This window comes from Paenibacillus sp. J31P13 (genome assembly GCF_056269295.1).
On record NZ_JBWDNR010000008.1, the window covers coordinates 89,121 to 114,879 of the forward strand.

At 43.1% G+C, this 25,759-nt stretch carries 24 protein-coding genes; 19 read left to right on the top strand and 5 right to left on the bottom strand.

Annotation, left to right across the window (positions count from 1 at the left end; genetic code table 11):
* Positions 1-5 precede the first annotated feature (5 nt).
* Together AC0YOD_RS22660 and AC0YOD_RS22665 are read left to right on the top strand one after the other, a co-directional pair.
* Positions 6-989, top strand: coding sequence for a carbohydrate ABC transporter permease (locus AC0YOD_RS22660; protein ID WP_475801602.1), 984 nt, complete (start codon positions 6-8; stop codon positions 987-989).
* Between the two features lie 38 nt (positions 990-1,027).
* Positions 1,028-4,000, top strand: a complete 2,973-nt coding sequence (locus AC0YOD_RS22665) for an alpha-L-arabinofuranosidase C-terminal domain-containing protein (RefSeq protein WP_475801603.1) — start codon at positions 1,028-1,030, stop codon at positions 3,998-4,000.
* A gap of 39 nt (positions 4,001-4,039) precedes the next feature.
* Here the strand turns inward: AC0YOD_RS22665 and AC0YOD_RS22670 are convergent, their stop codons facing one another.
* Complete coding sequence (locus tag AC0YOD_RS22670; protein WP_475801604.1) at positions 4,040-4,954, bottom strand: ArsR/SmtB family transcription factor; 915 nt, start codon at positions 4,952-4,954, stop codon at positions 4,040-4,042.
* Between the two features lie 228 nt (positions 4,955-5,182).
* On the opposite strand from AC0YOD_RS22670, the gene AC0YOD_RS22675 reads away from it, so the two are divergent.
* Positions 5,183-6,148: a glycoside hydrolase family 43 protein gene (locus tag AC0YOD_RS22675; protein WP_475801605.1), complete on the top strand. Its 966-nt coding sequence runs from the start codon at positions 5,183-5,185 to the stop codon at positions 6,146-6,148.
* 112 nt (positions 6,149-6,260) lie between these two features.
* On the opposite strand, the gene AC0YOD_RS22680 is transcribed toward AC0YOD_RS22675, so the two are convergent.
* Positions 6,261-7,589 (bottom strand): FAD-dependent oxidoreductase, encoded by a 1,329-nt coding sequence (locus AC0YOD_RS22680; RefSeq protein WP_475801751.1) that lies wholly within the window; start codon positions 7,587-7,589, stop codon positions 6,261-6,263.
* Positions 7,590-8,626: 1,037 nt separating this feature from the next.
* On the opposite strand from AC0YOD_RS22680, the gene AC0YOD_RS22685 reads away from it, so the two are divergent.
* Together AC0YOD_RS22685 and AC0YOD_RS22690 are read left to right on the top strand one after the other, a co-directional pair.
* Complete coding sequence (locus AC0YOD_RS22685; RefSeq protein ID WP_475801606.1) at positions 8,627-8,806, top strand: hypothetical protein; 180 nt, start codon at positions 8,627-8,629, stop codon at positions 8,804-8,806.
* Positions 8,785-8,979 (top strand): hypothetical protein, encoded by a 195-nt coding sequence (locus AC0YOD_RS22690; protein ID WP_475801607.1) that lies wholly within the window; start codon positions 8,785-8,787, stop codon positions 8,977-8,979. The genes AC0YOD_RS22685 and AC0YOD_RS22690 overlap by 22 nt, the downstream gene beginning before the upstream one ends.
* 361 nt (positions 8,980-9,340) lie before the next feature.
* On the opposite strand, the gene AC0YOD_RS22695 is transcribed toward AC0YOD_RS22690, so the two are convergent.
* Complete coding sequence (locus AC0YOD_RS22695) at positions 9,341-11,005, bottom strand: SAM-dependent methyltransferase (protein WP_475801608.1); 1,665 nt, start codon at positions 11,003-11,005, stop codon at positions 9,341-9,343.
* 137 nt (positions 11,006-11,142) lie between these two features.
* Between AC0YOD_RS22695 and AC0YOD_RS22700 the strand changes: the two genes are divergently transcribed.
* Together AC0YOD_RS22700 and AC0YOD_RS22705 are read left to right on the top strand one after the other, a co-directional pair.
* Positions 11,143-11,895 carry an SDR family NAD(P)-dependent oxidoreductase gene (locus tag AC0YOD_RS22700; protein WP_475801609.1) on the top strand — a complete coding sequence of 251 codons (753 nt, stop codon included), beginning with the start codon at positions 11,143-11,145 and terminating at the stop codon, positions 11,893-11,895.
* A gap of 460 nt (positions 11,896-12,355) precedes the next feature.
* A complete protein-coding gene (locus AC0YOD_RS22705; RefSeq protein ID WP_475801610.1) occupies positions 12,356-13,228 on the top strand; it encodes a DUF421 domain-containing protein in 873 nt (290 codons plus the stop codon).
* 1 nt (position 13,229) lies between these two features.
* On the opposite strand, the gene AC0YOD_RS22710 is transcribed toward AC0YOD_RS22705, so the two are convergent.
* Positions 13,230-13,562, bottom strand: coding sequence for a winged helix-turn-helix transcriptional regulator (locus tag AC0YOD_RS22710; protein WP_475801611.1), 333 nt, complete (start codon positions 13,560-13,562; stop codon positions 13,230-13,232).
* Between the two features lie 162 nt (positions 13,563-13,724).
* Here AC0YOD_RS22710 and AC0YOD_RS22715 point away from each other — a divergent pair, with 162 nt between their 5' ends.
* A complete protein-coding gene (locus AC0YOD_RS22715; protein WP_475801752.1) occupies positions 13,725-14,699 on the top strand; it encodes an aldo/keto reductase family protein in 975 nt (324 codons plus the stop codon).
* A 92-nt stretch (positions 14,700-14,791) separates the two neighbouring features.
* Here the strand turns inward: AC0YOD_RS22715 and AC0YOD_RS22720 are convergent, their stop codons facing one another.
* Positions 14,792-15,520, bottom strand: coding sequence for a YhcN/YlaJ family sporulation lipoprotein (locus AC0YOD_RS22720; RefSeq protein WP_475801612.1), 729 nt, complete (start codon positions 15,518-15,520; stop codon positions 14,792-14,794).
* Positions 15,521-15,887: 367 nt separating this feature from the next.
* Here AC0YOD_RS22720 and coxB point away from each other — a divergent pair, with 367 nt between their 5' ends.
* The 11 genes from coxB to AC0YOD_RS22775 all read left to right on the top strand — a co-directional run bounded on the left by coxB (position 15,888) and on the right by AC0YOD_RS22775 (position 25,740).
* Positions 15,888-16,937, top strand: a complete 1,050-nt coding sequence (gene coxB, locus AC0YOD_RS22725; RefSeq protein ID WP_475801613.1) for a cytochrome c oxidase subunit II — start codon at positions 15,888-15,890, stop codon at positions 16,935-16,937.
* A gap of 74 nt (positions 16,938-17,011) precedes the next feature.
* Positions 17,012-18,859, top strand: a complete 1,848-nt coding sequence (gene ctaD / locus AC0YOD_RS22730; protein WP_475801753.1) for a cytochrome c oxidase subunit I — start codon at positions 17,012-17,014, stop codon at positions 18,857-18,859.
* Entirely contained in the window at positions 18,856-19,473 is a 618-nt protein-coding gene (locus tag AC0YOD_RS22735; RefSeq protein WP_475801614.1) for a cytochrome (ubi)quinol oxidase subunit III, read from the top strand. Before ctaD ends, AC0YOD_RS22735 begins: the two co-directional genes overlap by 4 nt.
* Positions 19,474-19,476: 3 nt before the next feature.
* Positions 19,477-19,794 carry a cytochrome C oxidase subunit IV family protein gene (locus tag AC0YOD_RS22740; RefSeq protein WP_475801615.1) on the top strand — a complete coding sequence of 106 codons (318 nt, stop codon included), beginning with the start codon at positions 19,477-19,479 and terminating at the stop codon, positions 19,792-19,794.
* Positions 19,795-19,887: 93 nt separating this feature from the next.
* A complete protein-coding gene (gene ctaG / locus AC0YOD_RS22745; RefSeq protein ID WP_475801616.1) occupies positions 19,888-20,784 on the top strand; it encodes a cytochrome c oxidase assembly factor CtaG in 897 nt (298 codons plus the stop codon).
* 33 nt (positions 20,785-20,817) lie between these two features.
* Complete coding sequence (locus tag AC0YOD_RS22750; RefSeq protein ID WP_475801617.1) at positions 20,818-21,279, top strand: DUF420 domain-containing protein; 462 nt, start codon at positions 20,818-20,820, stop codon at positions 21,277-21,279.
* Positions 21,280-21,452: 173 nt separating this feature from the next.
* A complete protein-coding gene (locus AC0YOD_RS22755) occupies positions 21,453-22,175 on the top strand; it encodes a hypothetical protein (RefSeq protein WP_475801618.1) in 723 nt (240 codons plus the stop codon).
* Positions 22,176-22,204: 29 nt separating this feature from the next.
* Entirely contained in the window at positions 22,205-22,591 is a 387-nt protein-coding gene (locus AC0YOD_RS22760; protein ID WP_475801754.1) for a GntR family transcriptional regulator, read from the top strand.
* Positions 22,592-22,605: 14 nt separating this feature from the next.
* The gene (locus AC0YOD_RS22765; RefSeq protein ID WP_475801619.1) at positions 22,606-23,541 is read left to right on the top strand and encodes an ABC transporter ATP-binding protein; all 936 of its coding nucleotides are present in this window, start codon (positions 22,606-22,608) and stop codon (positions 23,539-23,541) included.
* Positions 23,538-24,443, top strand: a complete 906-nt coding sequence (locus tag AC0YOD_RS22770; protein WP_475801620.1) for an ABC transporter ATP-binding protein — start codon at positions 23,538-23,540, stop codon at positions 24,441-24,443. The genes AC0YOD_RS22765 and AC0YOD_RS22770 overlap by 4 nt, the downstream gene beginning before the upstream one ends.
* Positions 24,436-25,740: an ABC transporter permease gene (locus AC0YOD_RS22775; RefSeq protein ID WP_475801621.1), complete on the top strand. Its 1,305-nt coding sequence runs from the start codon at positions 24,436-24,438 to the stop codon at positions 25,738-25,740. The genes AC0YOD_RS22770 and AC0YOD_RS22775 overlap by 8 nt, the downstream gene beginning before the upstream one ends.
* Positions 25,741-25,759 lie beyond the last annotated feature (19 nt).

Below are 25,759 nucleotides of genomic sequence, written 5' to 3' on the forward strand. Positions count from 1 at the left end.
AGGCTATGAATTCAACAAGTGGCGTTCAACAAAAATATACCGATCTGCAAGGCAAGGCAGAGGCGGCTTGGAAAGTAACATGGGTTAAGCGAGGAAGGGGTATTATCGGAAGCATCTTCTTTTATCTGGTAATCCTTAGCTTGGCATTCGTATTCGTTTTTCCGCTGCTTTACATGGTTTCCAAATCGCTCATGAGGCCTGAGGATGTAGCAGATGCGACCATTCAATGGATTCCTAAGCAATTCAGCTTGCGAAACTATTCCATCGCGATGGATCAAATCAATTTTTGGCCGGGACTGCTGAATAGTACGATTATTTCATTCGGAAGCGCGATGCTTCAAGTGGTCAGCTGCTCCATAGTCGGTTACGGCTTTGCACGCTTTCGCTTTCCGGGGCAAGCTCTTTTTCTAGCCCTAGTCGTATTTACATTTCTTGTTCCGCCTCAGACTATCGTCGTGCCATTATTCAAGTTTTTCCTTGATATTGGCTGGGTAAATACACATTTGCCATTTGTCGTGCCGGCGCTGCTGGGACATGGTCTGAAGGGCTCGTTATTCGTTCTTATTTTCATTCAATTTTATCGTACTCTTCCAAATGTGCTTGAGGAAGCAGCGCGCATCGATGGCGCGGGCGCATTCCGCACATATTGGAGTATCATGTTTCCGCTTGCCAAGCCTGCTATGCTGGTCGTCTTCTTATTCTCGGTCGTCTGGCATTGGAATGACTTGTTTGAGCCTAATATGTATTTGCTCGTTCCAGAGTATTTTAACTTAGCTCAAAATATGGCCTTCTTCAACGGTAATGCGAATTTAGATTTGCAGCAAGCGTCCAGCTCCGTATCGGCTGGAACGCTTGGGATGGCGCCAACGCTTCAAAACCAAGTTATGGCGGGCGTTATGCTGACGATTTTGCCTGTGCTTATCCTGTATATGTTCACTCAGCGTTATTTTGTAGAAAGCGTAGAGCGTTCCGGTATCGCAGGTGAATAGCAGATGGATGCGCCTTGCTTTGAAGAAAGAGGTGCAGCTTGAAACATAAACGTTTAGCTATGCTCTATGTCTTAATCGCTCTCCTTGTAGTTGGGGCAGCCGTCTGGCTGCTGCTTCTCACAAAACCGCAGAAAGAGAAAGATGAAGCTGACCAGTTGAATTCAGCAGCTGCTGAATCGCTAGTGCTTCGATATTCCTTTGACGGTGAGGAGCTGGGGAAATCGAATCCAACTTCCGGCGAAGCGATGGATATGACGGGAAATGACAATCCAGCAATATTGAATGGCGGATTGCTTGTAAGCGAAGGCAGATTCGGCGGTGGATATGAGCTGGATGGGATTAATGCCTACGCTGAAATGCCGACCGCCGTTCTGAATGGATTAGATGAGCTAACATTATCCGCATGGGTGAATCTGCATGATCTTCGTACGTGGCAGCGCATATTCGATTTTGGCAATGGTACAGATCGCTATCTATTTCTAACACCTATGTCGGAAACCGGCAAGATGAAAGTGGCAATCAAAAACGGCGGAGGCGAACAGTTCATTGACAGCGCCGTTGAGTTTCCAGAGGGTAGCTGGACGCATGTAGCCTTTGCATGGTCGGGCAATGCAGGCATTTTGTATTTGAATGGACATGAGGTTGCCCGAAATGAAGAGCTGTCGATTAAGCCAAGTGATTTGGCGGGTACGACTGGCAATTTTATCGGAAAATCGCAATTTGACGTCGATCCATATTTAACAGGTCAAGTGGATGAAGTGCGGTTGTATAACCGAGTACTATCGGCCGATGAGATCGCAGATCAGTTGGCGGATGGTATGAGTGATGAGGAAATTATCGCTTTCGCAGCTGATTGGCTTTCAATTGATGATAGTGATCGGGTTGTAGCTTCGTTGACGCTGCCAAAGGTTGGCCCAGGCGGCTCAACCATTTCGTGGACTTCCGATAACACGGACACGGTTAACGAGGAAGGCGTCGTTAAGAGACCAGCGAGCGGAGCAGGTGACCAGACGGTAAACGTAACCGCTAAGTTTAGTAAAGGGAAAAGATCTGGAGAGAAATCTATTCCGCTACAGGTATGGGAAGAAGGAGCTGCAGATTATGACATTGCGGTTGATGCAGATGGATTCGGCGCTCCGGTAAGCGATACTTTGTACGGTATTTTCTTCGAGGATATTAACTTTGCTGGTGATGGCGGTGTATATGCGGAACTGGTTGAAAACCGATCATTCGAATTTTCGAACGCCCTCTGGAATTGGACTACGCATATTACTGGCGGAGGCGAAGGGACGATAGAGGTTCGCGATAAGGCATCACTTTATCCTAATAATCCCCATTACTTAACGATGAAGGTAAACGCACCGGCAAAAGGTGATGAGTTCGCTATCGTTAATAGTGGTTTTGGCGGTTTGGCACTGAAGCAGGGCGAGACCTATGATTTCTCCCTATATGCCAGAAGTGTCAGTGGAACCGTGCCTAATCTTCGTATTTATTTGGAGGGTGAAGGCGGTGTTCATCTAGGTGAAGCATCGGTAACTGGTGTCGGAACGGACTTCAATAAGCTGTCTGCAACGATAACGGCTTCAGCGGATGCGTTGAATGGACGACTTGTTGTGAGTGCTACAGGTGTTGGTGAGATTGATGTTGATATGATCTCCTTGTTCCCGCAGTCAACGTGGATGAATAGGCCAGGCGGTCTTCGCGCAGATCTTGTTCAAATGCTTGCAGACTTGCAACCATCTTTTATCCGGTTTCCAGGCGGCAGTATTGTTGGTGGAGACGGTATCGACAATCGTTATAACTGGAAGGATTCTATCGGGGATCCTGCAGAGAGAAAACAAAATTCAAATATGTGGGGCGGCGGCGCGCTAACAACGCCGTATTATCAAAGCTACGGACTTGGTTTTCATGAGTATTTTCAGCTAAGTGAGGATTTGGGAGCAGAACCGCTGCCTGTCGTTAATGCTGGAATGGGTGACCAATTCCGTCAATCTGATGTAGCTTCCATGGATGAATTGGACTCTTATATCAAAGATGCGCTTGATCTCATTGAATATGCGAATGGTTCCGTTGCAACCGAATGGGGAGCAAAGCGAGCGAAAAACGGCCACGCTGAGCCATTTGGACTTCAGTATCTAGCAATCGGAAATGAGCATTGGGGAGTAAATTATTTTACTAGATTCGAACAGTTTCAAGCGGCTATAAAAGAGCGTTATCCCGATATAGAACTGATTGCTTCAGCAGGACCGTCACCAGCAGGTGCGATCTTTGATGATGCATGGCGCTGGCAGCAAACCCAGCCTACTGATATCGTAGATGAGCACTACTATATGAATCCTGATTGGTTTCTAAACAACTCGAATCGATATGACAATTATGATCGTAATGGTCCGCGTGTGTTTGTTGGGGAATATGCAGCCCATAACGGCAAAAGGGCTAATAATTTCAGTTCGGCGCTTGCAGAAGCGGCATATATGATCGGTCTTGAACGTAATTCTGATGTGGTGGCGATGGCATCATACGCTCCTTTGTTTGGTAAAGAGGGGTATAGTCAATGGGCGCCTGACTTGATCTGGTTCAATAACTCGGAGGTATACGGCACTCCGAATTATTATGTGCAGCAAATGTTCGGCAATCATGTTGCAACCAGTGTGCTGCCAGCTAAGGTTGGTTTGCGAAATGGTGAATTCTACGAAGCCGGCCGCGGTGGAACACAGATTGAGAAGCCTTTTTATTTCATAGCGGGCAAGGATCAGGAAAGTGGAGACTTGATTTTGAAGGTCGTCAATGCAGCTAAGCATGATCTGCTTGTGACTGTTCAGCTGGATGGGATAACCTCGGCTCTGCAAGGAACGAAGCTGTCTCTTCAAGGAGACGCAAGTGCGGAAAATTCGTTTGCAGAGCCTACAGCTGTGAAGCCAACGGAGCAAGTTGTTGATGGATTATCGAATCATTTTGAGCTTCAGCTTCCAAAAGAATCGATTACTATCTATCGTCTGAAGTCCAAATGAGGAAGCGAGATAAGAGAGATACGGCTATGTCTGTATCCTCTACTCAATTCTTTCATAATACAGCTTGAAAATAATATCTTGATTATAGTTTCCAAATCCGGAACCAAATAGGGTGACACCGCCAACATTCTCGGCGTCTTCCTCAACGGCGATTCGGAATTTCCATTGTTTTTTCAATATATCAACTTGATCTAGGGTCACCTCGGAAATTTTCTGACCGTCGATGAAGGTTCCATTATTCGTAATCTTCAGTACTTTCAGTAAACCGTACTGGTTAATCTCATCCCACCACCAGTCGGGCGTGAACTTTCCGCGTTTGCCGCCGAAGTCTCCGGGACTTGTCCAAATGCCGACTTTTGTACCGTTCAAATAGAACGAAATGTCGGATGGCCAGTTTTCGTTGGCAAAAGGGGCCTCGGATGAGATTTCGAAGGAAATCTCAAGCTCTGTTGGTTTTTCAACCTTCAATAAAAAGTTAGCGACCTTATATTCTATGAAGCCGCTGCTGAACCATAATATTTTCGCATGAATACGATCCCCATCTAGAAAAAAGCGCGGTTCATCGAACATGCCGATAACCTTTGCGGTAGTGGCAAGTCCGCAAGTCGGTTCAATTTCGAAATCTGTATAATGTCCGACAGATATGATGGATTCATGATAAGTGCGAAGAGCTGGCCGTGATTTGGATGGAAAGTCAATGAGAATCGAATCGGTTATCAACTTGCACATTTTTTTGGTACCACCGCTGCTGGCGACCATTTCTGAGCTGATTAAACCAGCCTTTTCCAGCTTTTTGACATGCATCGTCATAATGGGACTGCTTAATTCTAATGCTTGTGCGAGATCCTTAATATTCATCTCTTGCTGTGCGAGCAGTTGAATGATTTTCAACCTAACATCACTGGCTAGTGCCTCATAAATAGGTAAATGGGTATCTGAAATATCAATCTTCATGCTTTCACTCCGCTCGATTAGTTTTACATGACTACAATTTATAGGAAATGAAAAGAAAAGAAGCTAGCTTGATAATTAAAGCGCTATCTTTTGATTGCTATTTACATTTTATATGGAAACAGTTGGATTGCCAAATCATTTTATCGGAACACATTTTATTCATTTTAGCTTGGATTTTTAAAATAAGAAAACTATATAGAATATTTATTTGGAGGATTGAGAGTAACCATGAACACACAGACATCCATGCATTCGCAGACAGGACTGCGTAATCCATTAGTAGAGCAAAGGGCCGATCCTTGGGTGTATAAGCATACAGACGGCTATTATTATTTTACAGGTTCCGTACCAGCGTACGATTGTATTGAGATTAGAAGATCCAAAACGATAGCAGGACTTACAGATGCGGAAAAGATCATTGTATGGCATCAGCATGAGACTGGTCCAATGAGCAAAAATATCTGGGCGCCAGAGCTCCATTTTGTCGGTGGAAAATGGTATGTATACTTCGCTGCGGGTAGAAGTGATTCGCCATTCACACACCGGATGTATGTAATCGAGAATGCTTCTGCAAATCCGCTTGAAGGACAGTGGGAAGAGAAGGGGCAAATTATTACGGATTGGGATTCCTTCTCCCTGGATGCCACAAGCTTTGAGCATGAAGGTGAGCAGTATTTGGTATGGGCGCAGCAAGACCCTGCGATTAAAGGAAATTCGAATTTATATATCGCCTCAATGAGCAATCCGTGGACGCTGAAAAGCAAGCAGGTGCTCATTACAAAACCGGAGTTTGATTGGGAAAACATTGGCTACATGGTTAACGAAGGTGCAGCAGTGCTGAAGCGAAACGGGAAAATTTATATGACCTATTCCGGCAGCGCGACCGACCATAACTATGCAATGGGCTTGCTCATTGCTTCGGAGACGGCTGATTTGCTTGATCCGAAATCATGGGTAAAGTCACAGACTCCGGTCTTCACAAGCTGTCCGGAAAACAGTCAATACGGGCCTGGACATAATAGCTTCACGGTATCTGAAGATGGAGAGCAGGATATTTTGATCTATCACGCTCGCAGCTACAAGGAAATTATAGGGGACCCTCTATTTGATCCGAACCGTCATGCGCGTGCTAAAGTATTTACATGGAGTGATGAGCTTCCGGATTTCGGAACACCTCCTGCTGATACGCAGTAGGATTGAGGATAAGACCTCGAGTCAAAAAGCCAGCGCTTAGACGCTGGCTTTTTGTTTATTTATGAGAGAGCAAGATTTTTGATCAAGGGACATATTCTATCGGAAATAGTTATTAAATCGCTTGAAGCCCAGCTTGGTTCAGCAGGTTCCAAGGCTTGTTGTAATGCGGCTGGAAGAAGAAATCAACAAAGCTTAGTTCCTCCATCGTCATGCTGTTCTGAATGCAGACCGAGAGCGTATTGATCGACTGAGTCATATCAACCTTCGATAACACTTGAGCGCCAATAATTCTGCGCGTTTCTGCCTCATAGACAACCTTTAATATGACCTGCTCAAAGGTAGGCATAAACTCTGGACGATAATTATCTTTGATTGTGATACTTTTCACATTCATTCCTGCGGCTAATGCAGCAGTTTCGTTTAAACCAGTCGATGCTATATTGTAGTCATAGATTTTTATGCCCGAAGTTCCTTGCGTACCTAAATATCTGACAGTCGGTTTAAGTAGGTTTTTGGCTACGAGTGTGCCCATTCGAACAGCGTTTGTTGCGAGCGGGATGTAAGCATTTTGACCAGTTGGATTATAATGAACCGCACAACTGTCACCTGCAGCAAAGATATCCGGCTTACTGGTTCTCATATATTCATCCACGATAATTGCTCCATTTGGAAGCATATCGACCTGACCTTTAAGCAGCTCCGTATTAGGACGGAAGCCTATGCAGAGAACAACGAGATCAGCTTCATATTCGCCTTCGGTCGTAATGACTGTTGTTACACGACCCTCGCTGCCAGCGAATGAAGTAACTGTCTGACCAGTTGCGATCGTGATTCCCTTGTCGAGTAGTGCCTGTTCAGTCAAATCAGTAAACTCACGATCCAAATATTTATATAAAATGCGTTCCATATTGTCAATTAATGTGACTTGCTTGCCAAGCTGTTCGAAGGCTTCTACGAGTTCTATTCCGATATAGCCTGCACCAATAACTGCGATGCGATTCGCTCCTTTGGCTTTTTCAATAATCGTTTTCGAGTGTGCATAGTTTTTGCATAGCAAAATATTTTCAAGATCGATGCCGTCCATTTGAGGAATGATCGGCCATGAGCCGGTCGTTAGGACAAGTTTATCGAAGGTATCCGTAAATTGTTCACCCGTTGCGAGGTTGCGGACGAGAAGTGTCTTCGCATCGGTATCAATGTCCAGCACATCATGGCGCATGTTTGTCTTTACGCCAAGCTCAGCCAGCTCATCGGGAGTAGCATAGAATAACTGCTCTGCGTTCTTCACAACACCGCCGACATGCAGTGCTATACCGCACGACAGAAACGAGATATTATCATTTCGTTCATAAACCGTAATTTGAGCATCCGGATATTGTTTTGCTATCTCTTTAATTGCAGCAGTTCCAGCATGAGTACAACCTATAACAGCTATTTTCATTGTCATTTTGAGCGCCTCCTGTAAGTTAAGCAAAGAGCTTTTAGCTGTTTGGGGCAGCTGCTCCCTACCGTGTGATTAAGTGAATTAATTCACAAACTATAATGCGAGTAACTTTCAAAAAATTAAACGACTGTACCGCGATGAAGCTAGATACAAATTAAATCGACAAGTGATAACAGGGTGCTGAAGGGAATGCAAATTAATACTGAACGAAAAACTGAACCGAATGAAAAACTTAACGAATAACCGAAGGAAATACGTTAACGAAAAACTTAACGAAAAACTGAAGGAAATACGTTAAAGAAAAACTTAACGAAAAACTGAAGGAAATACGTTAAACCAATCAGTGATAATAGAGAATCAGCTTTCATAAATGAGCTATGAAAAATAAACGGTTGATCATGAAAAATGAATGATCGGTAGGACGTAGAAAACAAACAATTAAGATTTATAACTCAACCTATGTGAAATAAATCACATTCACTTCTTATTTATTATGATATACTCTGTGGATTGAATACACAAGGGTTATTGTGAAAAAAATCACAGTTGCTGATCCTATTGTTTACTGATTTGTCACGGTTCGGTCACAGTAGTGTAACTCAGGGTTAGTGGAACAGGATTGTTTGTACTGAGTGGGGGAATTGATTGGGATTAGAGTGGAATTAACATCATTATTTGATGTTATTTCATTAAAGATTGGTTAATATAACGTGCGAGTTTCAGAAATTGAAATTAGACGGGCATTGTTTAATAAACTAGGAGCAACTTAGATGCTTTAAGATCAGAAATTGAAACTAACAGCTGCTTTTCTAGTTTTTTTGGGTCTTTAGTTTCAATTAATGAAGCTAAATGGTGGTATGACTATAGTACGTATTAGAATTGAATCAAGGTTTGAGTAATGAAGATAGAAAACGAATCAAGCATCAGAAACGGTGAATGAAGCAACCGAGCAGAAACGTAGAACGTAACAAACCGAGCAGAAACGGGGAACGAAACAAACCAGAAGAAGCGGGGATCGAAACAAATCAGCAGAAGTGAGGAACGAAAGAACGGAGCAGGAACGTGGAACGAAAGAACCTAGTAGAAACGTAGGACGAAAGAACCGAGCAGGAGCGTGGAACGAAAGAACCGAGCAGGAGCATGGAACGAAAGAACCGAACAGAAACGTAGGACGAAACAAACCAGCAGAAGTGTGGAACGAAACGAACCAGTAGAAGCAGGGAACGAAACAACCAAGCGGAAGCATAGGACGAAGCACCCCAGCAGAGATGTAGAACGAAACAACGCAGCTGAAGAAGCAGGTAGCGAAACAACCAAGCAGGAGTGTGGAACGAAACAACCGAGCAGAAACGTAGAACGAAACAAATCAGCAGAAGTGTGGAAATAAACGAACCAGTAGAAGCAGGGAACGAAACAACCGAGCAGAAGCGGTGAATGGAAGCATAGAACGAAGCACCCCAGCAGAGATGTAGAACGAAACAACGCAGCTGAAGAAGCAGGTAGCGAAACAACCGAGCAGTAGTGTGGATGGAAAGAACAGAGCAGGAAAGTAGAGCGAAACAACCGAGCAGGAGCGGGGAACGAAACACTTGAGCAGTAGTGTTAAACGAAACAAACCAGCCGAAGCGTGGAACGGAAAAACCGAGCAGGAGCGGTAAGCCCAGCAAACGCGAGTACCCTAACTTCATTCAGTTAAGGTATTCGCATCGTTAAACCAGGACTGTAATCTCACTATTAACGAACAGGCTCTAGTTCTCGTCCAGAACCTCGTCATCTTTCAAAATCGCAAGTAGTGACAAAGCGCCTTCATGTGAGGGCTCCAATGCTAATGCTTTATTTGCATATATTAATGAAGAAAAATATTTGGAGGCTTCGTCATCAGCTTCTATAGGGGCTTCATTTTCAGCATCCTCATCCATATCCTCGTAGTCATCCTCATTATCAAATGCATCATCTGCAATGGCTATTTCATAGCTGCATATCGCCATATTATATAGCAAATCGGCATCAGCTTCATAATCCTGAAGCGAAAGTTCAAAATATGCGAGTGCTTCTGAGAACATATCCATTTGGAATAATAGCCTACCACAGTCTAGAGCGATGTCATGCTTCTCCTCCATAGGATAATAACTAGCCCACATTTGCTTTATACCCTGCCGAATATCATCCATCTCTTCATCGCCGCTAACTGGAAGAAGCTCAGAGATGCGCTTTGCGCTTTGGATGAATAATTGTGCATCATAGCCGCCCATTCTCCAAAAGGACAGAATTTGGGCAAGCCGCAGTTGTTCCAGATGCTCATCGAACCACTCTTTTATGCTGAAGAAATCATCTGGTCCAAAGCGGTCTACAAATCTGCGATAAGCTAGGCGGGTATGAGTATAGTGGAGAGGATCTTGCAGCATTAAGATACAACCTACATTTAAGTTTTTGTAGTGATGAGCGCTAAAGAGGGAGTGCGCTCCCTTTTGCTCAAAGGTATGTTGAATCGCATGATAGTTTGCCGTTAAGGAAAAGCTTCCATGGTGAATAAGCATCGGAGGCTCGGCAAACTCCCAATTTTCCAAACGATGATCACCCTTGTCTGCAGTAAGAAGAAGAAAGCCTGCTTGTGACAGCCGATTTAGCCGCTCTAAGCATGAGAGTCCGATAATAGGAAATAGGATGTGGGAATCCTCAAGCTTATTTCGATAGACATCAATAACATGACGATATGGGTAGCTCTCTTGCTCGTAATGCTCTGCTCTATGGTAGTGATATTCTGGCGTTAGCTGCTCCAAAACCTCGGATGCACCGAGATTGGCAGCTTGCTCGGGAAAATGAAATGAAACTCTGCATTCAAATATTTTGCCCTCATCCACATATATGAGCTCTTGCGGAATACTATCAAAAAAGTAATTAGCGATAAGGAGAAGCGGCTGTCTCAAATCTCCAGGACGTATGCAATCACCGGATTGTGACAAGCTTAGTTCTGTATCAAGTACAGCATCAAATACAGCAAAATCTAATATTCCTTGCTCTACATAAGGCTTCAAGCTGCGGTGCTCCTGCCAATAGGCAATGTTTTTTGAAGCTAAATCACTCATGACATAGCGGAATGTAGGGAGAGAAATGCCTGCATACTCAATCAACTGGCATAGTTCCTTCAGTACATGAAAGGCAAGTCTGCCGGAGCCAGCTCCAAGCTCAAGGATGGTTACGGGTTCAACTGTAAAACCCATTCTAGCTCTGTCTTGAAGAAATCCAAATATCATTTCCGCATAAGCGTGCGCAATCGTAGGGTTACTCGTAATGTACTGCGGGACATCTTCATTTTGCCATGCTTTAATCCCTTGTTCTTCGAAATATGCTCGCTGCAGCTCCCAAATGGGCGCCTCGCTAAAACGGTAGTGGGTTTGTTCGTTCATGGTCATTTAATGAAACCTACTTTACTTAAAATATAGTGGTTGGGACGGGATTGGATTCTAGATTCGCTATCTCTGTTTAAGTAATGAGATGTGCCTATAGTATAATGGTATCATGTCAGGAATAAAAGAACGGAGGAAAAAAAGTGAATAGTCATTTTGCTGAAAAAATAGTGCTCGTTACAGGAGCAGGCGGAGGAATAGGACGAGTAATCGCTAAAGCGTATGCCGAGGCTGGTGCATTGCCGGTCATTGTTGATCGGAATGAGGATGGGCTGGAGGAAACAGCGGAGCTTTTGCAGGATCTAGGCTTCGATTCCCTGTCCTTTGTCGTAGATATGAGCAAGCCAGATGAGGTTGTTCAGTTGTTGCAGGATATAGAAACAATGGTTGAGGGATTGGATATTGTTATAAACAATGCTGGATTTGGCATTTGGAAGTCACCACTCGAGCTGTCGATTGAGGAATGGGACAGTGTAATCAATACAAATCTAAGAGGCACTTTTGTTTGCTCTCGTGAGGCTGCAAAGCTCATGCGTAAGTCGGGTGGAGGAGCTATTGTAAATATTTCATCCACTAGAGCCTTGATGTCCGAGCGTAATTCAGAAGCTTATGCTGCCTCAAAGGGAGGCATTCTTTCACTTACGCATGCACTGGCTGTCTCACTGGGTGAGGATCAAATTACAGTCAACGCGATCTGTCCGGGCTGGATTGAAAATGGAGACTATAGCAAGCTGCGCTCTGACGATCATAGTCAGCATCCAGCGGGACGTGTCGGCAAACCAGAGGATATTGCACGGGCATGTCTTTTTTTGACGGATCCAAGCAATGACTTTGTAACGGGCACACATATGACGATTGACGGCGGAATGACGAGAAAAATGATTTACGAGGAATAGGAAGGCTTTTGAAATAAGAGGCTGGAAATTGGATAGGGCTGCCTGGTAAAGCGTATAAATACGCCTACTAGACAGCCCTTATTTGTATCGTATATTTAACCGGACCTCTTCTTATCGAAAGGCCGTGTAGAATCCCCTTGTTAACATCAAACAGCATGTGTACCAAGTTGCCCAAAAACTTGCATCCTAAAACAACGAAAGCCCTACCTCTCTTCCGTCCTCGCGGCTCCGATGACCGCGCCAGTGTGAATCAGAAATACTGCACGAAACATGATTTGGAATTAACAGCAAAGAAATCAAAATCTGAGGAGTACATTGAATCTTAATGGGGATTATGTGGGGTTAAATATCATACATTCCTATTATCATACTACATATATTTTGAAAAAGCAACATGATATTGAAAAAGAATGTAATTTTTGATTTTGGACACGCTATGTGTACGAAAGGGGGGATACATATGCCAAGTTGGTTAGAAATTGTACTTCGGACATTAGCAGCAATCGTTATTTTATTTGCGCTCACGAAAGTTCTAGGAAAGCGTCAAATATCTCAGTTGTCATTGTTCGAATATATAACAGGTATATCCATTGGTAATATTGCTGCTTATGTTTCACTAGATCTCGATAATCTATGGTATTTAGGGATCGTCTCACTGGCTGTTTGGGTTAGTGTTTCTGTCGGTATGGAATTTGCTACGATGAAAAGCAGAAAATTTAGAGATGTAGTTGATGGGAAAGCGACGGTATTGATTCAGGATGGTCAATTGCTTAAGAAAAATTTGCACAAAGAACGCTTAACCTTGGATGAAATGCTTGAACAGCTGAGAAAGAAGGATGTTTATCGCGTTGCAGATGTTGAATTTGCTGTTATGGAAGCAAGCGGTGAAGTGAATGTCATGCTGAAGAAGGAATATCAACCGATCACAGCTGATCTTCTTGGGTGGAAACTCCCTGAGGAACGTGCGGCTCAGACGATCATGATGGATGGTGATATTCAAGACAAGGTTCTTCAGGAAGCTGGTTATGATCGGAACTGGCTTAAGCATGAGTTGAAAAAAAGGAATTTGAAAGAGGAAGAAGTGTTTTTCGCTCAGATTGACAGCAATGGAGAACTCCTGTTGCAAACGGGTGATCTTAATCATCAACCCAATAATACGCAACCGAAGCCAGGAGATCGAGTGTCCATGCTGATGGAGCAATTTCAGGCGGAGCTAGCCCGCCTAGAGAGATTGTCGCGGAATGAAAGTGATCGCCGCATTTATCAGACAGCTAGGGATCGATTTCAAGCTGGTTATAATGCTCTTGTTGAATCGCCTTTGCCGAAAAAATAGTTTAAGTCCATCTAGCTGACCACAGCTTCATTTCTTTTAAAATATGATGTAGATCCTCGCCTTTTGGTGTCAATGTATATTCGACTGTTACTGGCACTGTTGGAAAAACCTTGCGCTCAAGCACGCCCTTATCCTCGAGATGACGAAGCGTGCTTGTTAGCGCGCGAGGACTGACAGCAGGAATAAGCTTTTGTAGCTCTCCGAATCTTCTAGTACCGCAAAACAGCTCCCGCAGCACCAAAAAAGACCATTTTCCGCCTATCACATCTAGTGTTTTTTCAACGTTGCATTCAATATGAATAGGTTCCTTTGGTATGTAATTTTGTAAGCTCAAATGAATAAACTCCTTTCCGTTTCCTACTAAACATAAGTATAGTATATATATTCTAGATAATAAAATGAAGAAATATTCACTACTTTAATTTAATTACGAACTCCTATACACTCTTAATGAAGTTAGCCGAAATATAATAAGAGGAGCGATTGGAGCATGGGCATGAAATATAGAAGACTTGGCACGAGCGGATTAAAGGTTAGTGAAATTGGGCTTGGCAGCTGGCTTACATATGGTACGGCAACAGAAGCGGAAACTGCGAAGGCATGTGTTCATAAAGCCTATGATCTAGGTATAAACTTTTTCGATACTGCTAATGCCTATAATAATGGTGAAGCGGAAAAAGTAATTGGGGATGCTTTGAAAACGTATACACGAAGCAGTTATGTGCTTGCTACTAAAGTTTTTTTCCCAATGGGTTCCGGACCAAATGATCGCGGGCTATCCCGCAAACATATTATGGAGCAATGCGAGGCTAGTTTGCGAAGATTAGGCACTGACTATATTGATCTCTATCAATGTCATCGCTTTGATTCGGATACTCCAGTTGAAGAAACGTTGCGTGCACTTGATGATTTAACAGCGCAGGGGAAGGTTTTATATACAGGAATAAGTGAATGGTCTGCTTCTCAAATAAGTGATGCTGCTTTGATAAGTAGAAGACTTGGATTGCGTCCGCTCATTTCAAACCAACCTATATACAATATGTTTGAGCGTTATATCGAGAAAGAAGTTTTGGATGTGTCTGCTGCCGAGGGTATGGGGCAGGTTGTATTTTCACCGCTAGCTCAAGGTGTGTTAACTGGGAAATACAAACCGGGTCAAGCAGCGCCAGCAAATAGCCGTGCGGCGAACGATAAGACTAACGGTGTGATTAACAGCTATATGCGTGAGGATGTACTGTTAGTTACGGAGAAACTAGCACAGCTTGCTGATGAAATTGGAGTATCCCTCTCTCAATTGGCACTCGCGTGGGTGCTTCGTCAACCAGGAGTGAGCTCTGCCATTATCGGTTCAAGCCGGCCTGCTCAAATTGAAGAGAATATAAAAGCGATTGATATCGTGCTTACGGAAACACTTTTGGAGCAAATCGAAGCTATTCTATCAGAAATCAAAGAGTTTGCACCTATGCGTTAAAAGTAAGGATGAAGAGAATAGCAAAAAAGGCTCATATTGTAATGAGCCCTTTTTGCTATTTTTTTGCTCTATATAATAGGAAGCGATTTTTTTTATTCATTCAATTTCTTCTCATTTTGCAAATTGGTTCCCGGCAATGTGATCGGCGTTGGCATGACCTTTCCACCAGCAAAATGATACTGTACAACGGTATTGAAAGTATCGATCCAAGGCGTAAGCGATCTACCGCCCCAAGCTTCCTTCGCAAATTCATTAAGGTAATTGACCAAATCCATATTTGCTGAAATGTGAACCTCTTGTACGGAGGGAGCAAGCTCACGGACCCTCAGAGCTACAGTTTGTTTTAGCTCGTTCGATAAATCATTAATATCATTGACTGAGAAATAAGAATTGTATGGGGATACAAGTAATCGGCCATTCCCGTAAGGATTCCCTGTATCATGATTATAGACGCCTTCCGTTGTACCTGTATTGTCTTGTTCCTTATGACTGCCTGAATTTCTTGTTCCAACAGCTGTCCAATCGAGCATAAGTCCAACATAAGCATTTTTATCTGTCAACATAACGATAGCGGAAGCGACTCCGTTAAGGGCACTGACCTTATTTGAAATAACAGAACTGTATTCAAAGAAGGCATTATCATGCTGATTTGGATTGTTGGAAGCTGGACCATATGATTTGCCATGGAGCATTTTTGGATCATTTTGTTGACGGCTGCCGTAGTCAGTATCGCTATTCTGTGCAAGCTCTTTATAGTTGCAGCCTGCAGCAGCAGAGAGAACAACAGCGGAGATGAGCAGTGCGGCCATTCGTTTAACCATTTAGAACGGACCCCCATTCATAGGATGATGGCTTTAGCTTTTGTTTTTACAGCTTAAATATACGTTTCATTGTCATACATAATTGACCATAGGTTTGGTGCACAATGAAGGGGAGAGAGTTAGTAATGCTGAGGTATCGGACAATATGCAGCAGTATGCTAAAAAACGTTGAAGAAATAGGGAATTTGACAGCTTTGAGAACAATTTGTGAACTCTCTGTGGAACATTGACAAAAACAGGCTTCAACTTTATATTTAATAAAGTGATTTAAGTTGCAGGAGTTGGAAAAACATCTGTGAAACACGCAGTTTGCCGCTTGCCACGTGATATCTGGCGACTGCGAAAACGTCAAAAGTGGGGTTGATTAATGATGAAACGGTGGCATTATTTTAAACGGCTAGCGCCGCTTATGGCCATGATGGTACTGGTGCTAGCGGCATGCGGACGGGCTGACTTGTCGACGCTGAATCCCCAGGGACCTGTAGCGGAAGAGCAATTCGGACTGATGAAGCTTACGATTGGAATCATGTTATTTGTGGTTGTTGTCGTATTTGCGATTTCTTTGTATGTCATTATTCGTTTCCGCAGACGACCAGGAGATAAGACTATTCCGAAGCAAGTCGAAGGAAGCCACAAGCTGGAGATTATCTGGACAGTTATTCCAATTATCTTGCTTGTTATCCTTGCAGTTCCAACTGTTCAATCCGTATTTAACTTAGCTAAGGATTACAGTAAAGATCCAGACGCGATTCAAGTAGTCGTGACTTCACACCAATACTGGTGGGAATTCGAATATCCTGACTACGGTATTAAAACATCGCAAGAGCTTATTATTCCAAAAGGTAAAATCATTTCAATTAAAGCAAAATCAGCAGACGTGCTTCACTCGTTCTGGGTACCATCACTTGCAGGTAAAATTGATACAAACCCAGGTGCAAATGAAAATGCAATGTACTTCTCTGCTCCAAAAGAAGGCGTTTACCTTGGTAAATGTGCCGAGCTTTGCGGCCCTTCGCATGGTTTAATGGATTTTAAAGTGAAATCAGTGGACGAGTCTTCCTTTGACCGTTGGGTAGCAGCTATCCAAGAGCCAGTTGCTCTTCCTAGTGATCCAGCTGTTGCTGCTGCATTTGAAAGCAAATGTCTTGCTTGTCACGCAGTAGGTGATTTGGGTGGACCAGCTTATCCAAACTTAACGGGTATCGGTAGTCGTCAGACTGTTGGCGGTATACTTGTTAACACCGATGAACCAGAATATAGCAATGAAGGTTCTGTTTATGATAATCTATACCGTTGGATCAAAAATCCGGATGAAGTTAAACCGGGCAACCAAATGGGTGTTGTAGATTTGACTGAAGAAGAGCTTAAAGGCATTGCAAAATACTTATCTGAACTGAAACTTGACTACGAACAATAATTAATCGGTGATTGAAGGAGGTACCTACTTTGGCTCATGCGCATACGCATAAGGTCAAACGTTACAGCGGTCTGATGGACTGGCTAACAACGGTTGATCATAAGAAAATTGGAATTTTGTATATGATCGCTGGCGGATTTTTCTTCCTGGTCGGCGGTTTGGAAGCAATCCTGATCCGCGTTCAATTATGGAAGCCGCTAAATGATTTTGTTAGTGCGGATACATATAACGAGCTAATTACTATGCACGGTACGACCATGATTTTCCTAGCAGCCATGCCGCTCTTGTTCGCGCTCATGAATGCGGTTATACCGTTGCAAATCGGTGCACGTGACGTAGCCTTTCCTTTCGTTAACTCATTAGGCTTCTGGACATTCTTGTTCGGTGGAATTTTGCTTAACGTCAGCTGGTTCACAGGCGGTGCTCCAGATGCAGGCTGGACATCCTACGCTCCCTTAGCAGGGACGACCTATAGTGGGGATCATGGTATTGACTACTATGTATTGGGATTACAAATTGCAGGTATCGGTACACTAATCGGGGGCATCAACTTCCTGGTTACCATTATTAACATGCGTGCTCCTGGTATGACGTTCATGCGTATGCCAATGTTTACATGGGCAGCATTCATTACTTCAGCGCTTATCTTGTTCGCATTCCCGGCTCTTGCTGTCGGTCTTGCAGCGCTAATGTTCGACCGATTGTTCGATGCAAACTTCTTTGATCCTGCAGGAGGCGGTAACGCGGTTCTGTGGGAGCATATTTTCTGGATATTTGGGCATCCTGAGGTTTATATCCTCATCCTGCCGGCCTTTGGCGTTATTTCCGAGGTAATAAGCACTTTCTCACGTAAGCGTTTGTTCGGTTATAGCTCAATGGTATTCGCAACAATTTTGATCGGTTTCCTAGGCTTCATGGTATGGGCGCATCACATGTTTACAACAGGTCTTGGACCTGTTGCAAACTCATTGTTCTCGATTGCTACGATGCTTATCGCGGTTCCGACAGGTATCAAAATATTCAACTGGCTGTTCACGATGTGGGGCGGTTCGATCAAATTCACTTCAGCGAGTTTGTTTGCAATCGGATTTATTCCTACCTTCGTAATGGGCGGCGTTACTGGTGTTATGCTAGCGGCAGCGCCTGCTGACTTCCAGTATCACGATTCTTACTTTGTAGTTGCACATTTCCACTACGTTATCGTAGGCGGTTTGATTCTAGGTATTTTCTCAGGTCTTCACTACTGGTGGCCGAAAATGTTCGGAAAAGTGCTTAATGAAACATTGGGCAAATGGACGTTCTGGACATTCTTCATTGGTTTCCACATGACATTCCTAATCCAGCATTTCCTTGGTTTGCTAGGAATGCCGCGTCGTATCTGGACTTACCTAGACGGTCTTGGTTTCAATGAAATGAACTTAATCAGTACAGTGGGCGCATTCCTAATGGGCTTTGGTACAATCTTCTTCCTATTGAATGTTGTCATTACAGCATTCAAACCGAAAGATGCACCAGCTGATCCTTGGGAAGATGGACGTACATTGGAGTGGACGATTCCATCCCCGCCTCCAGAGTACAACTTTGCTCAAACACCGCTTGTACGCGGTTATGATCCATACTGGAAAGAAAAAATGGACGGTCACAGCGGTATGACTCCAGCTGAGCCAATTGGCCCTATTCATATGCCATCTCCATCAATCTTGCCGTTCTTTATGGGTGTTGGCTTGTTTATTGCAGGTTTAGGATTTATGTATGCTCCAGATTGGGGCAATGTATTTGGATCATTCAAAGCAGGTTACGCTGTAGGTATCGTCGGTTTGCTTATTTTATTCGGATGTATGTTCCTTCGCTCCGTTATCGACGATCATGGATTCCACATTGAAGAAGATGAAATTCTTAGAGATATGGGGGGAAAAGCATGAGTGCTCATTCGCATGTAGACGGGCAATTGCCTCATGAGCCCGAAAAGGCGACCCTCGAGGGACGCAATAAGGTATTAGGCTTCTGGTTATTCCTTGGCGGCGAAACAGTGCTATTCGGAACGTTGTTCTCAGCGTTCCTTGCACTTCGCGGTCAAGTGTTGGATGGTCCTACCGCTAATGAGTTGTTCCAGCTTCCACTCGTAGCAATGGCAACAGCGCTTCTGTTAACATCAAGTTTGACTAGCGTATTCGCTATTCATGCACTTCACACAAATAAGGTGAAGTCCCTAATTAACTGGTTGATTGTTACCGTTGTGTTAGGCTTAGCGTTCCTTGGACTAGAGATTTATGAGTTTGTTCACTACGTACATGAAGGCCACGGCTTTACAACGAGCGCGTTCAGCTCCTCGTTCTATACGCTTGTAGGTTTTCACGGAGCGCACGTCGCTTTCGGTATTGCGTGGATCACTTTGATCATCATTCAATTGATGAAAAAAGGTCTGACTGTCGTTACTGCACCGAAGGTATATGTTGCTGGTATGTACTGGCACTTTATCGATGTTGTATGGGTATTTATCTTCACCGTCGTTTATTTGATGGGAAAGGTGGTCTAATCGATGGCAAACAATCATTCAGCCACAGAGGAAAGCACCAGACGTCATAAGGTAGAGGGCCCCAAGAAGGCCATTATCTCTTTTTTATTCTCCGTTCTGCTAACTTTTATTGCGTTCGCAACCGTTATTAGCGGAGAGCTAAATAAAGATTTCATTTACATTGTTTTGGTCGGATTAGCAATTGTGCAAGTATTTGTTCAAATGGCTGTCTGGATGCATATGAAGGATCGCGGTCACACTTTCGCGACTATCGGAATTTTGATGGGTGTATTCATCGTATTTACTTGTGTCATTATGGCTGAGTATTGGGCATGGTGGTAAATCCATCGTATGAATGAAGGAGAGGAGGGTTCCCAAAGCGGGTCCCTCCTTTTTTCTAAAATGTAGCTTATGTAATGGAAAGGAGCCTCCACGATGCTTGGCTTACAGTATTTCCGCTTCGAAGAATTGTGGACCCCAATGTTCTTGTTTGGAATGACGGCTGTCGTTATTCTATATTTCTATTTGATTGGTCCATGGCGTGAAAAGCATTTCCCTGAGGAACTAACAGCAACGTGGTTTCAAAAAGCGATGTTCGTAACGGCTGCCATCCTGTTTTATATGTCGCATGGAGGGCCTCTCAATCTACTTGGTCATCTCATGTTTACATTTCATATGGTAAATATGTCAGTATCATATTTACTTGTACCTCCTATGGTACTGTTAAGTGTGCCGGGCTTTATTTGGCGCAAACTATTTTCAGCTCATTTCTGGAAAAAGATAAGTTTCTTGATGCATCCTGTTGTTACTCTTATTCTTTTTAATATGCTATTTTCCATTTACCATGTTCCACTTATCCATGACTATGTGATGACGCACTTCTCCGTGCATCGTCTTTATTATTCTGTTTTGCTCATTACTTCATTTATGATGTGGTGGCAAATCGCTTGTCCAGTGCCGGAATGGAGTCGACTTACAGATATTAAGAAAATGGCCTACGTGTTTGCCAACGGTATTCTGATTACACCTGCTTGTGCATTGATCATATTTGCATCAGCACCTTTGTATGCGATATATAATGATCCCAACGTATGGGTAACGGCTATGGGTTATTGTGTATCAGGAGATCCTAGCCGATTGCTAGAGATGTTTGGCGGTCCGCAGTTTTTCAATATTATGAGTACGGTTGAGGATCAGCAGCTAGGCGGTATCATCATGAAGCTGATGCAGGAGCTCATGTACGGTCTGATACTAGCGTATATATTCAAGCAGTGGTTCAAGCGTGAGCATGCTGACGATGATTTGCCTAATACAAATACAGGAACAGCGTAGAATAAATATTCTTTTATAATAGGTGGGGTAACATTGAATAGTTATAATATTATGCCGACAATAAGCACCTTCTTCATCGTGCTTAGCGCGGTGCTCGTGGCGGTTGGCTGGAGATTAGCCATTAAACGCAGATTGGAAGAGCATCAGAAGGTGATGTTCTATGCAGCAGTGTCTGCGACGATCTTTTTTATCGTCTATGTCTCTCGTACAATCTTTGTTGGGAACACGGCATGGGGCGGACCCGATTGGTTAAAGCCTTATTACCTCGTTTTCTTGCTGTTCCATATTGTGCTTGCAACGGTGGGTGCTGTATTTGGAATAACGACACTTACACTGGGCTATAAGAAGAAGTTTGCAAAGCATCGTAAATGGGGGAAGGTAACATCTCTCGTTTGGTTCGTTACAGCTACTACAGGAACAATGGTATATGTTTTGCTCTACCTGTTGTATCCAGGCGGTCATACTAAGCCTGTTATAGATGCTATATTCGGCTAAAGAATATATAGAAAACGTAATAATAAAGCGTGTTTCCGGAAGAGATAATCTCTTCCAGAAACACGCTTTTTTTATTTTATTGGAAAGTGTTGACATGCGTGTGCTTAGTGAATATACTGTGTATAAGGATATATACAGTATAACAACTTTTCAAGTTGGAAGGAGCAAATGCAGTGAATGTATGGAAAGGTGCTTGGTTCCTAGCGAAGCATGAATTGAAAAAGGATAAATGGAAGAATCTTTTTACACTCGCAGTCGTAGGATACTTGTTACTCTTTACAGTACCAATGTTTTTAAATAAGGGTGACGAAGACGCAGCTTCTTTCAATTGGGCGTTGGATTTCATTTACTTATCTCTTCTGCCTATTCTTGGCTTCTGTGTTAATTCATCCATGAAGAGCTATTGGAAAACAGATGCATATACGAACAGAATGGCACAGTGGAGAACGATGCCGATCTCTTCCAAACAAATAGCAATCGGTAGAATGATTCAATTAGTTATCATATTATTTCTAGCTCAGTTCGTTTTTTTCGGACTTCAATATCTATTCATTACATTAAGTGGGACAGATATTAATATTGGCAGCTTTGTATTATATGGATTGTTCTGGTTCGCTTACTCCTTAACGATTGCTACAACCTATATCTACTGGGAAGTTGGTCATTCCGGTAAAGCTTATCTTTATATCAGCATTATCTATGTCATCATCTATTTGATCGTTACAATCGGATTGGCGCTTTTACATGTTAAGAGTCTAATCTTCACCACACTGAATGCTGTTGAGAATGGGAATTGGTGGATAGTCATTGCAATAGCATCTATCGCCGTCCTAGTGGTGCTTATCGGAACAAATCGAATCGAATCTCGACTAGAAAAACGCAGCTATAAAGCATAAATATTTGATACTGAAAGTGGGTGAATGTCATACTGCTGCCGATCCAAATAAACGAACAAAGCGCCGAGCCGTTATACCATCAGATTGAAGTGCAATTGCGCGCTTTGATTGTCAGCGGCCAGCTAACAGAAGGTACATTGCTCCCATCCATACGTGAGCTTGCACAAACGGTGAAGTGCAGCGTTATAACAGTCAAACGAGTATATAACGATCTGGAAGGTGAAGGATTACTCCGAACGAGACAAGGAACAGGCACCTACGTAGCCCAAGTTGGAGAAATGGAGCGAGATCGACATCGACTTTCAGCAGTTATAGAGGCATTAGAGCAAGCGGTTATAGCCGGCAAGCGAGTGCAGTGTACGGAGGATGAGCTTAAGGCAATGTTTGAGGAAGCGATGAAGAAGCATTTTGAATAAAGGAGGATAACTGCATGAGTGAGACAAATGCGCTGCAAATGACGGGAGTCTTGCAAGAGAGATCTAATTTTAAGCTGGGACCGATTCAATTGCAAATACCCAAAGGCTATATTACGGCAATTGTTGGCCCGAACGGATGCGGCAAGAGCTCGACTTTTAATCTTATGTTAGGCCTATCTAAAGCAGATGAAGGAATAATTGAGCTGCTAGGTCATAAGCTCGATGAAGGCCCTTCAGTGGAAATGAAGCAGCGAATAGGTTATTTGCCAGAACAGCCTTTTCCTCATGAAGACAAGATGAAAGGTACCGAAAAAGCTGAGTTTTGTCGGTACTGGTATAAGAATTGGGATGTAAATCGCTATCGTGAACTTTTGCATCTGCTAGAGGTTGATGATAATCAGCTCTTAGGTAAAATGTCGAAGGGGATGCGTCGCAAATTTGATTTTACAGTAGCATTAGCCCATAGTCCTGAGCTGCTTCTACTCGATGAGCCGTCTTCTGGGCTTGATCCACTAGCATGGAAAACGATGATTGCCGTACTTCATAGATTTATGGATCAGGGTGATCGGACTATACTAATGACTTCCCATATTATTGAAGAAGTGAAACGACTTGCCGATTTTATCGTATTTATGGCACAAGGAAAGGTGCTGGGCATGTATGAAAAGGATGAGTTATTCAGCAGCTGGTTCACTTTATTCATTAGTGGTCCTGAGCTTACTGCTAAGCTGGCATCAACCATGCCGGGAGAATGTGGTATAGAGCATGCAGGTGGAACAACTTACCGCATTACGACAAGCAAAGCAGCAGAAGCTGAGCAATGGTGCGGCACTAAGGGCTTGCAGGTTATAAGCAGGCAAGCATTGGAGCTAGATGAGATTATGAGTACGTTATTAATGCAAAATAGCTTGATTACAAGAACAAAAGAATTGAGAGGAGATTTGAAATGATTCCATTACAAGTAGAACAAATTGTTAAGCAATATGGAGACAAAACAGCAGTCAACGGTATTAGCTTTGAAGTGAACGAGGGAGAGATATACGGATTGCTAGGTGCCAACGGAGCAGGAAAAACGACAACCATGCGTATGGTGCTTGGACTCATTTATCCAGATGAGGGGAAAATCCTTTATAACGGTAAAGGCTACAGCAATGACGAGCTTCGTCATCTTGGTTATTTGCCAGAGGAGAGAGGCTTGTATCCAAAGGTTCGCGTCAGTGACCAGCTCATCTATTTGGGCCAGTTGCGTGGGATGTCGAAGAAGGATGCGGATACAAATCTTAAGAAATGGCTCGATCGTTTCGAGGTGCCAGAGTACTATAACAAGAAGGTAGAAGAGCTTTCCAAAGGCAATCAGCAAAAAATTCAATTTATCGCAAGTGTCATTCACTCACCAAAAATCGTTATTCTTGATGAAGCATTCAGCGGTCTTGATCCTGTTAACGTAGAGCTATTGAAATCAACGGTTAAGGAGCTTCGAGATTCGGGTACGAGTATCTTATTCTCAACCCACCGTATGGAGCATGTTGAAGAGCTTTGCCGCAACATTACGATTTTACATCGTTCAAACGTTGTGCTGAAGGGTAACTTGAAGGACATTAAGAAGCAATTTCCGAAGGAGCGTGTTATTTTGAGCACGGAATCGGAAGTAATTGGTTTAGATAAAATTGTTGGCGTTACAAATGTTAATCGTCATGAATATGGTTATGAAATTGGAATTGCTAATGAGTCGGCAGGCGGAGATATTTTAAGATTAGCGATGAATCAATCGACGATTACGAGATTTGAGATTAAGGAACCGACTTTGAATGAAATATTTATTAAAACGGTAGGTGGTGATGGCCATGAATAGTTTCTGGACAGTAGTTGGCTTTACAGTAAAAAATAAATTCCGTGGCAAAGCGTTTATTATTACAACTTTGATTATTGCACTCATTATGACCATCGGAATAAATCTTCCTTATATTTTCACGCAATTCAGCGGTGGAGACAAAGTAAGCAATATTGGTTACATTCAATCAAGCGCAGAAGGTTCTGCAACTGGCGATCAGCTCAAAGCATACTTTGAAGCACAGGAAAAGCCAGGCATTAAGCTAATTCCTTATACCGATAAAGGCTCAGATGCTGAAAACGAGAAGCAATTAAAACAGGCTATTTCGGATAAAGACATTAAAGGTTATCTGCAATTCGGGGCCATTACGGAGAGCGGTTTTCCGGTGATGACTTATAAATCAGAGAAGCTTATGGCATTTGATCTGACTAGCGAAATTCAAAGTGCCCTTCAAATTATGCGCCAAGGGACAATTCTTCAGGATGCTGGATTAACCAAAGAACAGCTTGCTCAGCTTAACTCGCCAATCGATATTGCATCGGTTCAAATTTCGGCTACGGAAGGCTCAGAAAAAGTAGACGAAGGTAAAACGCCGGAGCAGCAAGGTGTTAATATGGGTCTCGTATACTTCCTTGTTGTGCTGCTGTTTATGGCGATTATGATTACCGGTCAACTGATTGCATCAGAAATTACAGCTGAGAAAAGCTCACGCGTTATGGAACTGCTTATTACAAGCGTATCGCCATTGAAGCAAATGTTTGGCAAAATAGTAGGTATGTTCTTCGTAGGACTTATTCAGATAACAACCTACGTCATCGTTATAATCCTTAATATCTTGTTACCGCATAATAAAGAATTGCTAGATAAATTTAATATTGATTTAACACAAATTGATCCTTTGATACTCGTATACGCGTTACTCTTCTATTTAACAGGTTACCTATTGTTTGCAACACTGTTCGCTGCTGTAGGCTCAATCGTAAGCCGTACTGAGGATTTGGGTCAGGCTGTACTTCCTATTACCATGCTTTCCTTGGCTGGCTTCTACATCTCCATCTTTAGTATCTCAAGCCCGGACAGTATGCTTGTAAAAGTAGCATCATTTATTCCTTTCTTCTCACCATTCGTCATGATGCTAAGACTTGGCTTAACAGATCCGCCAATCTGGGAAATTTGGACTTCCATCGGTATTCTCTTGATTTCCATCTATGTGTCCGTATGGATTTCCGCTAAAATTTACCGCACAGGCGTGCTTATGTACGGTAAACGTCCTAGCTTCAAAGAAATTCGTAAAGCGATGAAGGCTTACAAGTTTTAATATCATCCAGATAGGCTTG

Coding starts and splice junctions, on each gene's coding strand:
- AC0YOD_RS22660 (WP_475801602.1), top strand. CDS start 6: ATGAATTCAACAAGTGGCGTTCAACAAAAATATACCGATCTGCAAGGC.
- AC0YOD_RS22670 (WP_475801604.1), bottom strand. CDS start 4,954: ATGAAGATTGATATTTCAGATACCCATTTACCTATTTATGAGGCACTA.
- AC0YOD_RS22675 (WP_475801605.1), top strand. CDS start 5,183: ATGAACACACAGACATCCATGCATTCGCAGACAGGACTGCGTAATCCA.
- AC0YOD_RS22680 (WP_475801751.1), bottom strand. CDS start 7,589: ATGAAAATAGCTGTTATAGGTTGTACTCATGCTGGAACTGCTGCAATT.
- AC0YOD_RS22695 (WP_475801608.1), bottom strand. CDS start 11,005: ATGACCATGAACGAACAAACCCACTACCGTTTTAGCGAGGCGCCCATT.
- AC0YOD_RS22705 (WP_475801610.1), top strand. CDS start 12,356: ATGCCAAGTTGGTTAGAAATTGTACTTCGGACATTAGCAGCAATCGTT.
- AC0YOD_RS22715 (WP_475801752.1), top strand. CDS start 13,725: ATGAAATATAGAAGACTTGGCACGAGCGGATTAAAGGTTAGTGAAATT.
- AC0YOD_RS22720 (WP_475801612.1), bottom strand. CDS start 15,520: ATGGTTAAACGAATGGCCGCACTGCTCATCTCCGCTGTTGTTCTCTCT.
- coxB (WP_475801613.1), top strand. CDS start 15,888: ATGATGAAACGGTGGCATTATTTTAAACGGCTAGCGCCGCTTATGGCC.
- ctaD (WP_475801753.1), top strand. CDS start 17,012: ATGGACTGGCTAACAACGGTTGATCATAAGAAAATTGGAATTTTGTAT.
- AC0YOD_RS22735 (WP_475801614.1), top strand. CDS start 18,856: ATGAGTGCTCATTCGCATGTAGACGGGCAATTGCCTCATGAGCCCGAA.
- AC0YOD_RS22740 (WP_475801615.1), top strand. CDS start 19,477: ATGGCAAACAATCATTCAGCCACAGAGGAAAGCACCAGACGTCATAAG.
- ctaG (WP_475801616.1), top strand. CDS start 19,888: ATGCTTGGCTTACAGTATTTCCGCTTCGAAGAATTGTGGACCCCAATG.
- AC0YOD_RS22765 (WP_475801619.1), top strand. CDS start 22,606: ATGAGTGAGACAAATGCGCTGCAAATGACGGGAGTCTTGCAAGAGAGA.
- AC0YOD_RS22770 (WP_475801620.1), top strand. CDS start 23,538: ATGATTCCATTACAAGTAGAACAAATTGTTAAGCAATATGGAGACAAA.
- AC0YOD_RS22775 (WP_475801621.1), top strand. CDS start 24,436: ATGAATAGTTTCTGGACAGTAGTTGGCTTTACAGTAAAAAATAAATTC.